This window comes from Amycolatopsis sp. NPDC104863, assembly GCF_055582965.1.
This window is the reverse complement of record NZ_JBVJOW010000007.1, coordinates 96572-108028: the sequence shown is the minus strand read 5'-3', so window position 1 is coordinate 108028 and position 11457 is coordinate 96572. Positions and strand designations below refer to the sequence as shown.

The 11457-nt window shown below is 70.5% G+C and carries 10 protein-coding genes; 6 read left to right on the top strand and 4 right to left on the bottom strand.

Annotated features, from left to right (window positions below):
- Positions 1-20: 20 nt before the first annotated feature.
- A complete protein-coding gene (locus tag ACZ63J_RS34055) occupies positions 21-443 on the bottom strand; it encodes a PGPGW domain-containing protein (protein WP_465398860.1) in 423 nt (140 codons plus the stop codon).
- Positions 410-1822, bottom strand: a complete 1413-nt coding sequence (locus tag ACZ63J_RS34050) for a serine hydrolase domain-containing protein (protein ID WP_465398859.1) — start codon at positions 1820-1822, stop codon at positions 410-412. The genes ACZ63J_RS34055 and ACZ63J_RS34050 overlap by 34 nt, the downstream gene beginning before the upstream one ends.
- A gap of 143 nt (positions 1823-1965) precedes the next feature.
- Between ACZ63J_RS34050 and ACZ63J_RS34045 the strand changes: the two genes are divergently transcribed.
- From ACZ63J_RS34045 to ACZ63J_RS34035, 3 genes are read left to right on the top strand one after another with little or no spacing between them, the layout of a single operon-like run.
- On the top strand, positions 1966-2301 hold the full coding sequence (locus tag ACZ63J_RS34045) for an ArsR/SmtB family transcription factor (RefSeq protein ID WP_465398858.1): 336 nt from the start codon (positions 1966-1968) through the stop codon (positions 2299-2301).
- Positions 2298-2753 (top strand): SRPBCC family protein, encoded by a 456-nt coding sequence (locus ACZ63J_RS34040; RefSeq protein WP_465398857.1) that lies wholly within the window; start codon positions 2298-2300, stop codon positions 2751-2753. Before ACZ63J_RS34045 ends, ACZ63J_RS34040 begins: the two co-directional genes overlap by 4 nt.
- Entirely contained in the window at positions 2750-3349 is a 600-nt protein-coding gene (locus ACZ63J_RS34035) for a dihydrofolate reductase family protein (RefSeq protein WP_465398856.1), read from the top strand. Before ACZ63J_RS34040 ends, ACZ63J_RS34035 begins: the two co-directional genes overlap by 4 nt.
- On the opposite strand, the gene ACZ63J_RS34030 is transcribed toward ACZ63J_RS34035, so the two are convergent.
- Positions 3337-3933 (bottom strand): FMN reductase, encoded by a 597-nt coding sequence (locus ACZ63J_RS34030; RefSeq protein WP_465398855.1) that lies wholly within the window; start codon positions 3931-3933, stop codon positions 3337-3339. The two genes, ACZ63J_RS34035 and ACZ63J_RS34030, sit on opposite strands and share 13 nt — an antisense overlap.
- Positions 3930-5018 (bottom strand): LLM class flavin-dependent oxidoreductase, encoded by a 1089-nt coding sequence (locus ACZ63J_RS34025; RefSeq protein ID WP_465398854.1) that lies wholly within the window; start codon positions 5016-5018, stop codon positions 3930-3932. Before ACZ63J_RS34025 ends, ACZ63J_RS34030 begins: the two co-directional genes overlap by 4 nt.
- A gap of 106 nt (positions 5019-5124) precedes the next feature.
- Here ACZ63J_RS34025 and ACZ63J_RS34020 point away from each other — a divergent pair, with 106 nt between their 5' ends.
- The 3 genes from ACZ63J_RS34020 (at position 5125) to ACZ63J_RS34010 (ending at position 11177) form a co-directional block, all read left to right on the top strand.
- Positions 5125-6480, top strand: a complete 1356-nt coding sequence (locus ACZ63J_RS34020; RefSeq protein ID WP_465398853.1) for a phospholipase D-like domain-containing protein — start codon at positions 5125-5127, stop codon at positions 6478-6480.
- Positions 6481-6613: 133 nt separating this feature from the next.
- Entirely contained in the window at positions 6614-8665 is a 2052-nt protein-coding gene (locus tag ACZ63J_RS34015) for a DNA gyrase/topoisomerase IV subunit B (RefSeq protein ID WP_465398852.1), read from the top strand.
- Positions 8666-8693: 28 nt separating this feature from the next.
- Entirely contained in the window at positions 8694-11177 is a 2484-nt protein-coding gene (locus ACZ63J_RS34010; RefSeq protein ID WP_465338517.1) for a DNA gyrase/topoisomerase IV subunit A, read from the top strand.
- The last annotated feature ends 280 nt before the right edge of the window (positions 11178-11457 follow it).

The window sequence follows — 11457 nt, the reverse complement described above, 5'->3', positions numbered from 1 at the left end:
ATGACCAGCACAGTTACCGTTCAGTTCTGGGGAGCGGCGGGCTCCGCCCGGCGCGACTTGACCCGGCGATAGCTCCAGATCAGCAGCGCGAAGAGGATCACCGACGACAGGATCAGGCTCGACCCGGTGCTCCAGCCTGCGAACGGCAGGGACTTCACCGTGCCCCAGACGATCCCCGCGGCCAGCAGCGCCAGCCCGGCCAGCACCGAGCCCGCGATCCGCAGCGGGGACGAGACGCTGTCCTCGGCCGCCTTCATCGCCCGGTCGCGCACCGGGTCGACGTACTTCTCGAGCGCCGGGAACTCCGACGCGAGCAGCAGCAGCCCGGCGAGCACCAGCAGCAGCCCGGGGCCGGGCAGCACGAGCAGCGCCACCCCGACCAGCAGCAGGACCGCGCCCGCCACGGTGATCAGGATCCGCTTCGCCTGTTTGCCGATGCCCACTGGGCGTCTCCCCTCGTTTCGCCCGATTCTTCCTGGTTACGGCGCCGCGTGCCACTCGCGAGCACCCGGACCCGCGCCGCCGCGACGGTCAGGCCCGCCAGCGCGACCACGCCGAGCGCGGCCACGAGCCCCGGCCAGACGTAGAGCACCTGGCTGTAGGTACCCCGCCGGCCGGCGAACACCACCCCGAGCAGCTGCGGCAGGAACACGAGCGGGACGAGCGGCAGCAACGGCGGCACGATCCGCCACCAGCGAGGCTTCCGACCGGCCCGCCGGACGCCGAGGACGGCGAGTCCCACCGCGAGCAGCGCGAGCGCGGCGAGCACCCGGTCCGCGATCACCCCGGCGGGCAGCGCGGGCTCCGGCGCACCGCCCTCGACCAGGTCGGCGAGGCCCCGGGCCAGCACCTCGGCCTCGTTGTCGAGCGCCATCCCCATGGTCGTCGTCACCGCGATGCCGTACCCGTCCGGAAGCAGGATCTGCGCGGCGGTGTGGCTGAACCACTCGCCCGTGTGCGACGCGCGGCCGTCGCGGACGCTCCAGCCCAGCGCGTAGTCGCGCCCGGGCGCCGCGGTGTGCGCCGCCCGGACCGACGCCGGGGACAGCACACCGCCGCCGTCACGCTGCGCGAGCAGCCACCGGGCCAGGTCACCGGCGGTGCTCAGGACGCCGTGGCTGCCGCCGGTGAACCAGTCCGGTTCGGACACCGGGACCTCGAACCCGAACGCCCGGACGTACCCGGTGGTCCCGGCCGGCGGGGTGTCCACGGTGGTGCTCGACGTCATCCCGAGCGGCGCGAACAGCCGGGTCCTCAGGTAGCCGGCGAACGGCTGCCCGGCGACGACCTCGACGATCCGGGCGGCGACCTCGTAGTTCGGGTTGTGGTAGTGGAATTCTGCGCCGGGCTCGCTCGCCAGCGGCGCGTCACGCAGGCGCTCGACCGCTTCCGCGAGGGTGTGCGGCTGGGCGAGCCGGAGGTCGGGGAACGCCGAGTCGGCCATCCCGGACGTCTGGTCGAGGAGCATCCGGACGGTGATCCGGGCGGCGCGCGGATCGGCGAGCCGGAACTCCGGCAGGTAACGCGTGACGGGGTCGTCCAGCCCGACACGACCGGCCTCGACGAGCTGGAGCACCGCGAACGCCGTCATGGACTTGCTCAGCGACGCGATCGGCAGCGGTGTCGACGCGCTGACCGCGCCGTATCCCGCGACGCGGACGACGTCGGCGCCGTGGGTGATCGCGACAGCGGCGCCGGGCAGGCCGGTGTGGTCGAGGTAGGCGCGGACGTATCCGTCGACGTCGGGTGCCGGGGCCGCGGCGGCGGCGGGCGTCGCGGTGCCCAGCAGCAGGGCCGCGAGCACGAGGAAGAGCCTGGTCATGCGGGTAAAAGTAAGGATCTCCGGGGGTCGGCCGCCGCTGCCGGACGACGTCGGGCACCCCCTACTTTCGGCAGGTTGTTGACGGCGGCGGGCCGCACTGCCATAGTCAACACATCAGTTGATAAAGAGATTGGTTGATAAAGATGACGGTTGACGAGGCGGCGATGGACCGGGCGTTCACCGCGCTCGGCGACCCGGTCCGCCGGGCGATCGTCGCGCGGCTGTCCCGCGGGGAAGCGACGGTCAATGAGCTGGCCGAGCCCTTCGCCATCACCAAGCAGGCGATCTCCCGGCACATCCAGGTCCTGGAGCAGGCCGGGCTGATCACGCGCAGCCGCGACGGCCAGCGCCGGCCGTGCCACCTCGTGCCGGCCGCGCTGGAAGCCCTCACCGGCTGGATCGACACCTACCGGCTGGCCACCGAACGCAGCTACCGACGGCTCGACGCCGTCCTGGAAGCCCTGGAGGAACCCGAATGAGCACCACGATCACCGCCCGGCCCGGCACCCCGTTCATCGAGGTGACGCGCGAGTTCGCCGCGTCGCCGGCCGCCGTGTTCCGCGCCCACACCGACCCGGAGCTGGTCGTCCGCTGGCTGGGCCCGCACGGCATGGAGATGGAGATCCTGGAGTTCGACGCCCGCTCGGGCGGCGGCTACCACTACGTCCACCGCGACGACCGCGGCGAGTACCGCTTCCGCGGCGTCTTCCACACGGTGAGCGCGGACCGGATCATCCAGACCTTCGAGTTCGAGGGCGCGCCCGGCGAGGTCACGCTCGAGTCGATGACCCTGGTCGACCTCGGTGGCCGCACGCGGATCGAGGGCCGCTCGGTCTTCCCGTCCGTCGAAGCCCGCGACGCGGCCGTCGAAAGCGGCATGAGCAAAGGCATCACGGAGTCCCACGAGCGCCTCGACGCGGTGCTGGCATGACGGTCGTCGCCAGTTTCTGCATGTCCCTGGACGGGTTCGTCGCGCGACCCGACAACAGCGTCGGGCCGCTGTTCGACTGGTACGAAGGCGGCGACGTCGAGGTGCCGATGGTCGGCTACCCGATCACCTTCCACGTCGCCCCCGCCAGCGCGGGCTACCTGAAGCGGCACCTGGACCAAGCCGCGCACAGCGCGTTCGTCTGCGGCCGCACCGTCTTCGACTACACCCACGGCTGGGGCGGCAACCCGCCCGGCGGCGGCCGGGCGTTCGTCGTCACCCATCGCCCACCGCCGAACGACTGGCCGAAGGCGAACCTGGCGCCCTTCACGTTCGTCTCGGACGTCCGCAGCGCGATCGAACAGGCGAAGGCGGCCGGGGACGGCAACGTCGGCGTCTCCGGCCCGTCGATCGCCCGGCAGTGCCTCGAGCTCGGCCTGCTCGACGAGCTGAAGATCGACCTCGTGCCCGTGTTCCTCCGAGAGGGCGTCCGCTACTTCGAAGACTTCGACCCCGGCCGCGCCGTGCTGGAGCGGGTCGAGGTCGTCGCCGGTGACGGCGTCACGCACCTGAGCTACCGGGTGCACTACCGGTCCTGAGTGGACACTTCCGCCAGGAGCCGGTCGAAGGGCACGAAGTCCGGCTCGGCGGGCAGGGCCGGCCGTCCGGCGGCGAGCGAAGCCAGCTCGGCGCCGGCCTTCTCGATCCGCCGCTGCAACGCGCCTTCTCCGCTGCCCCAGTCCGACGAAGCCGCGTACACGCCCGTCGCGACCGGGTCCGCCTTCAGGTACCCGAACAGCGGCCGCAGCTGGTAGTCGAGCACCAGCGAGTGGCGTTCGGTGCCACCGGTCGCGCCGAGCAGCACCGGCTTGCCGGCCAGCGAGTCCGCGTCGAGCACGTCGAAGAAGGACTTGAACAGGCCGCTGTACCCGGCGGTGAACACCGGCGTCACGACGATCAGCGCGTCCGCGCCGGTCACCGTCTCGATGGCGGCCCGCAGCTCCGGGCTCGGGAAGCCGGTCAGCAGGTTCTTCGTGACGTCGAGCGCGATGTCCCGCAGCTCCACGACGTCGACGGAGACCGGCGACCCGGCCGCGGCGACGGTCGCCGCGGCCAGCCGGTCGGCCAGCAGCCGGGTCGAGGACGGCACGGACAGCCCGGCCGTCACCACTGCGAGCTTCATGCCTCACTCCCGACGAGCGTCGCGGCCTTCAGGGATTCGTGGGTCGGCGCGTCCGGCACGTGCGCCGGGCGCAGCGCGTTGAGCTCCTTGCGCAGCACCGGGACGACCTCTTCGCCGAGCAGGTCGAGCTGCTCCAGCACGGTCTTCAGCGGCAGGCCGGCGTGGTCCATCAGGAACAGCTGGCGCTGGTAGTCGCCGAAGTGCTCGCGGAAGGTCAGCGTCTTGTCGATGACCTCCTGCGGGCTGCCGACGGTCAGCGGCGTCTGGTCGGTGAACTCCTCCAGCGTCGGGCCGTGCCCGTACACCGGCGCGTTGTCGAAGTACGGCCGGAACTCGTTCCACGCGTCCTGCGACTTCGGCCGGATGAACGCCTGCCCGCCGAGGCCGACGATGGCCTGGTCGGCCTGGCCGTGCCCGTAGTGCTCGAAGCGCTCGCGGTAGAAGGCGATCAGCTGCTGGAAGTGCTCCTTCGGCCAGAAGATGTGGTTGGCGAAGAAGCCGTCGCCGTAGAACGCGGCCTGCTCGGCGATCTCCGGGCTGCGGATCGACCCGTGCCAGACGAACGGCGGCACGTCGTCGAGCGGGCGCGGCGTGGACGTGAAGCCCTGCAGCGGCGTGCGGAACTTGCCCTGCCAGTCGACGACGTCCTCGCGCCAGAGCCGGCGCAGCAGCGCGTACTTCTCGATGGCCAGCGGGATGCCCTGGCGGATGTCCTCGCCGAACCACGGGTAGACCGGGCCGGTGTTGCCGCGGCCCATCATGAGGTCGACGCGGCCGTCGGCGAGGTGCTGCAGCATCGCGAAGTCCTCGGCGATCTTCACCGGGTCGTTCGTGGTGATCAGCGTCGTCGACGTCGAGAGGATGAGCTTGGACGTCCGCGCGGCGATGTGGCCGAGCATCGTCGTCGGGGACGACGGCACGAACGGCGGGTTGTGGTGCTCACCGGTCGCGAAGACGTCGAGACCGACCTCTTCGGCCTTGAGCGCGATGCGGACCATCGCCTTGATCCGCTCGTGTTCCGTCGGCGTGGTGCCGTTCGTGGGATCGGTCGTGACGTCGCCCACCGTGAAGATTCCGAACTGCATGACCTGCTCCCTTCGCACCGCCATCTTACATGCGCGTTCAACTACTTCCAAGCAAGAGATATTCCGGCCGTCAATGCCGTAGGGGGTACCCAGTAAGGTCAGGGGCATGGACGCGGAGCTCGGTCGGCTGGGTCTGGCAGAACGTTCGGTACGACTTCTCACGGGCCGCGACATCTGGGGCTCGATCACCCCACTGCTCGCGCCTCGCCGGAACCTGGTGGCCGCCTTCGGTCACGTCGGTCCCGGCGCGGCCGCGCTGTTGCCGTTGCAGCCCGGCGACACGGTGATCACGGACGCGAGCCTGGACACGGTGCTGTCCGGCGCGACGAGCCCGCACGCCTTGTTGCACTGGGTGAAGGCGGGCGTGCTCGTGCACTCGCTGCGCGGGCTGAACGCGAAGCTGGTGATCGCCGAGGACGACCCGGCGTTCGTCGTGGTCGGCTCGGCCGACGTCACCGCGGCGGGCCCGCGTCAGCTGTTCGAGGCGGTCACCGTCTCGCACGAGAAGCACACGGTCGAAGAAGCCCAGGAAGCCTGGCTCGAATGGTGCGACCTCGCCGGGCCCGCGCTGACCGCGGGTGACCTGGAGCCGCTCCTGGAGCAGTACGGCGCCGGCAAGCCGGTCACCGCGCCGCGCCCGGCGGCCACCCGGTCCGCCCCGCCCGCGCGGCCGGTCGTCACGAGCCGCCCGGCGACCCCGGTCCGCCCGGCGGCCGCTCCGGCCCCGCCGCCGTCCCCGGTCCGCCCGGCCGCCCCCGCGCCGTCGCCGGTCCGGCCCGCTCCCCCGGCCGCGTCGCCGGTCCGCCCGGCCGAGCCGGAGCCGGCCGAACCCGAGACGCCCGTCTCCGCGCCGGCCGCGGCCGCCGACACGCCCGGCCCGGCCGAGGAAGTCCCGGCGCCCGCCGCCGCGGAACCGGTTGCGGCACCGGCCGAAACCGAAGCGGCCGAAGCCACCGACGTCCCCCGGCCGAACTGGCCGCGCCCGGCCGAGCTGTACCTCGTCAGCCTCGTCGAGGGCGGCGAGCCGTCGGCCGAGGCCGAGTACCGGCTCGAAGAGCTGACCCGCGAATACACCCACCCGGGCGAGAACGGCGAGTCACCGTTCCGGGTCGAGCTGTTCTGGGCCGACGACGGCCAGGGCCAGGACCCGCCGCGCACGCTCCGCCCGGGCGTGCACGTGATCCGTGTGTACAGCCAGAAACAGGGCCGCGCCCTGGTCGGGTCGCGGACCGAGCCGCCGGGTCTGGTGCTGCAGGCGTACGTCGACGAGTTCGCCTACCCGCGTCGCACGTACTGCTACCTCCTGACCCGGGAGACGGCCGCGAGGCCGGCGTTCGGCGAGCTCCGCAAGGGCCTCGCCACGATCGGGGAGAAGCCGAACTTCCGGAACAGCTTCCAGGTCCCGCGGAAGATCGAAGCCCTGCTGGGCCTGTGGCCCGACCTCGGTTTCGACCCCCGCTAGGGAGCGCTCCACGCCACACCGGGGGACGGACGCGCGGAAGTTGTCGGGGTGGGCGGATATCCTGCAGTACGGTGCAGGCCGAGTCCGCACCTCACCACACCTTTCGCGAGCCACGATCCGGGAGAACGACCCTGTGACTGCCGAGACCTTGTACGGGGCCGACGACCTCACCCACCTCGAGGGTCTCGAAGCCGTCCGCAAACGCCCCGGGATGTACATCGGCTCCACCGACAGCCGGGGCATCAACCACCTCTTCTCCGAGGTGGTCGACAACTCGACCGACGAGGGTGTCGCCGGTCACGCCACGAAGATCGTCGTCACCCTGCACGCCGACGGCAGCGTCCAGGTCGACGACGACGGCCGCGGCATCCCGACCGGCACCCACGCGAAGTCCGGTTTGTCCGGCGTCGAGCTGGTGCTGACCCGGCTGCACGCCGGCGGCAAGTTCGGCGGCTCCGGCTACAAGACCTCCGGCGGCCTGCACGGCGTCGGCGCTTCGGCGGTCAACGCGCTGTCGCACCGCTTCGACGTCACGGTGAAGCAAGAAGGCAAAATCCACCAGATGTCGTTCAAGCACGGCATCCCCGGCAACTTCGACGCGCCGGGCCCGAAGGCGAAGTTCACCCGCCACTCCGGGCTGAACCTCGTCGGCAAGATGAAGCGCGGCGAGCGCAGCGGCACGTCGATCCGCTACTGGTACGACTCGCGCTACTTCGAGTCCGGCGCGGCGCTCGACGTCGAAGGCGTGCGCGCGAAGCTGCGCAACACGGCGTTCCTCGTCCCGGGTGTCACGTACGTGCTGCGCACGGCCATCGAAGACACCATCAACGAAGAGACCTTCCACTTCCCGCACGGCCTGGTCGACATGGTCGACTTCCTGACGCCGTCGGGCGAAAAGCCGGTCTGCGGCACGCTGCTGATCACCGGCGAGGGCACGTACAAGGAGAACGCGGCGGACGCGGCCGGCGTCATGCAGTCCAATGTGGAGCGTCACGCCGAGATCGAGGTGGCGCTGCGCTGGGGCACCGGCTACGAGCGCACGGTCGAGTGCTTCACGAACACGATCCGCAACGTCCACGGCGGCACGCACCGCCGCGGCTTCGACCGCGCGATGGCGAAGGCGTTGCAGGACGCGATCTCCAAGACCCGCGGGCTGCTCAAGCCCAAGGAGGACATGCCGACGATCGAGGACGTCCTCGAGGGCATGACGGCCGTGGTGCACGTGCGGCTGCCGGAGCCGCAGTTCACGTCGCAGACCAAGGACGAGCTGTCCACCGCCGGCATCACCCGGGTCATCCAGGGCATCGTCGACAAGCACGTGAAGGCCTGGACCGAGGACCGCAAGACGAAGTCCGAGGCCAAGGTCGTGCTGCAGAAGGTGGTCGACGCCTCCCGCGTCCGGCTCACCCAGAAGCAGCAGAAGGACGCGGCCCGGCGCAAGACCGCGCTCGAGGGCGCGGCGATGCCGCCGAAGCTGGTCGACTGCCGCACCACCGGCGTCTCCCGCAGCGAATTGTTCCTGGTCGAGGGTGACAGCGCGCTGGGGTCGGCCCGCATGGCGCGCGTGTCCGAGTACCAGGCGCTGCTGCCGCTGCGGGGCAAGATCCTGAACGTGCAGAAGGCGTCGCTGGGCGACACGCTGAAGAACGCCGAGATCGCATCGATCGTGCAGGTCCTGGGCGCGGGCACCGGCCGAACGTTCGACCTGACGACCATGCGCTACGGCCGCGTCATCCTGATGGCGGACGCGGACGTCGACGGCTCGCACATCCGCACGCTGCTGATCACGCTGTTCGCGAAGTACATGCGCCCGGTGATCGAGGACGGCCGGCTGTACGCGGCGATGCCGCCGTTGCACAAGCTCGTCACCAAGGGCCGCAACCCGGAAACGCACTTCACGTACACACAGCAGGAGATGGAAACCAAGTACGCGGAGCTGGAGCGGGCGGGCAAGAGCATCGTCACGCCGGTGCCGCGGTTCAAGGGTCTCGGCGAGATGGACGCCGACGAACTGTGGGACACCACGATGAACCCGGCCAGCCGCTCGGTCCGCCGGATCACCATGGACGACGCCGAGGCCGCCGAGGGCGCGCTGGAGCTGCTGATGGGCGAGAAGGTCGAGCCCCGGCGGAACTGGCTGGTCGCCTCTTCGGACCGCATCGACCGCGACGCCATCGACGCTTAAGTTTTCGTAGCTACCAAGGAGTTCTGCCGTGGCACGCCGCAAGGGCACCACCACCAAGGTCGATCCCAGCGCGTTCGACTCCGCCGGTGCGAACGTCTTCGACAACTCGCTGAAGACCGAGATCGAGGACTCGTACCTGGAGTACGCGTATTCGGTCATCCACTCGCGCGCCCTCCCGGACGCGCGGGACGGGCTGAAGCCGGTGCACCGCCGGATCCTGTACTCGATGAACGAGAACGGCTACCGCCCGACGCACGCGTACGTGAAGTCGTCGCGCGTGGTCGGCGACGTCATGGGCAAGTACCACCCGCACGGCGACGTCGCGATCTACGACGCGATGGTCCGGCTGGCGCAGGACTTCTCGCTGAACGTGCCCTTGATCGACGGGCACGGCAACTTCGGCTCGCCCGACGACGGCCCGGCCGCCTCGCGGTACACCGAAGCGCGGATGTCGCCCGAGGCGATGCAGCTGGTCGGCGAGCTCGGCGAGGACACCGTCGACTTCCGGCCGAACTACGACGGTTCGCTGGAAGAGCCGTCCGTGCTGCCCGCGGCGTTCCCGAACCTGCTGGTCAACGGCACGTCCGGGATCGCGGTCGGGATGGCGACCAACATGATCCCGCACAACCTCGGCGAGGTCGTCGCGGCGGCGCGGTGGCTGATCACGCACCCGTCGGCGACGCTCGACAAGCTGATGGAGTTCGTCCCCGGCCCCGACCTCCCGACCGGCGGCAGCCTGCTGGGCCTCGACGAGGTGCGCCGCGCCTACGAGACCGGCCGCGGCGTGGTCCGGATGCGCGCGAACTGCGAGACCGGGCCCCTCGAAGGCAGCCGCGGGCGGCAGGCGATCACCGTCACCGAGCTGCCCTACGGCGTCGGCCCGGAGAAGGTGATCGAGAAGATCACCGACGAGGTCAACAAGTCCAAGCGGCTCACCGGCATCGCCGACGTCAAGGACCTCACCGACCGCGAAAACGGCACGCGGCTGGTCATCGAGTGCAAGGTCGGCGTCAACCCGCAGGCCCTGCTCGCGGACCTGTACCGGCTCACGCCGTTGGAGCAGTCGTTCGGCATCAACAACCTGGTGCTCGTCGACGGCCAGCCGCAGACGCTGGGTCTGAAGGAGCTGCTGGAGGTCTTCCTCCGCCACCGCTACGAGGTCGTCACGCGGCGCACGAAGTACCGGCGCCGCAAGCGTGAAGAGCGGCTGCACCTCGTCGACGGCCTGCTGGTCGCGCTGCTGAACATCGACAAGGTCATCAAGCTCATCCGCGAAAGCGAAAACGCGCAGGCCGCGAAGGACGGCTTGATGACGCGCTTCAAGCTGTCGGAGATCCAGGCGACGTACATCCTGGACACGCCGCTGCGCCGGCTGACCAAGTACGACCGCCTGGAGCTGGAGTCGGAGCAGGACCGGCTGCGCGAGGAGATCGCGGAGCTGTCGAAGATCCTCGACGACGAGTCGGTGCTGAAGAAGCTGGTCTCGTCGGAGCTGGCGAAGATCGCGAAGGACTTCCCGACCGAGCGCCGCACGGCCCTGATCGACGGCGACCTGAAGGAGGTCCTGGCCGCGTCGAAGCCGTCCGGACCGCTGGAGGTCACCGACGACCCGTGCCAGGTGATCCTGTCGGCGACGGGCCTGGTGGCGCGCACGGCGGCGGAGTCGGAGGAGTCGACGGAGACGCGCCGGCGCAACGGCCGCGTGAAGCACGACGCGGTGGCGGCGGTGGTTCACACAACGGCGCGCGGCCAGATCCTGCTGGTGACGAGCAGAGGGCGAGCGTTCAAGACGGACGTCCTGCCGTTGCCGGTCCTCCCGGAGCAGGCAGGCACGGTCTCATTGCGCGGCGGTATGGCGGCTCGCGAGCTGGTGCCGCTGGAGAAGGGCGAAACGGTCATCGGCATCGCGCCCCTGGGCGACCAGGCGGCGGGCTCCCCGGGCCTGGCCCTGGGAACCCGCGCCGGCGTGGTCAAGGTGTGCTCGCCGGAGTGGCCGGTCCGTTCGGACGAGTTCGAGGTGATCTCGTTGAAGGACGGCGACGAAGTCGTCGGTGCCACGTGGCTTCGCGACGGCTCGGAAACGCTGGCGTTCGTGACGTCGGAAGCGTCGCTGCTGAAGTACGCGGCATCCCTGGTCCGCCCCCAGGGTTTGAAGGGCGGCGGCATGGCAGGCATCAACGTAGGAGCAGGTTCAGCGGTCTTCTTCGGCGCAATCCGCACTGACGACGACGAGCACGGCGAGCCGTTGGTGATCACGTCAACGGGCGCGAGTGTGAAGGTGACGCCGTTCAGCGAGTACCCGGCTAAGGGCCGGGCCACGGGCGGTGTCCGTGCGCAGCGGTTCTTGAAGGGCGAGACGGCGCTGCGGGTGGCATGGATCGGCCCGCGCCCGGCGGGTGCGGCGCGCAACGGGGATCCGGTGGAGCTCCCGGAGATCGACGTCCGCCGAGATGGGTCGGGTCACGCCCACCCGGGTCCGGACGTGGTGGGCCACCTCATCGAGCGAGACTGACGGGTTCCGGGAGGCCACCACCGCGCCGCTTCAGCGAGTGGTGGCCTCCCGCATGGGCGCGTCGAACAGAAGGCAGGTCGGTGGCTCGTCCACGGACGCAGACACCTCCCTATCGCAGCGTCCTCGGGGACACCGGTGCAGGGTTTCCTCGCCAAATGCCGCGAGCGCCGCTTCTCCAGGCTCCCCGTGCCGGATCGTCTGGTTCTGCTCCGCTGCCCAGAGCCTGGTGAGTTCCGCCTCGAACCTCCGCCAGCCCGGTAACGTGCCCCTTCCCGCCCTG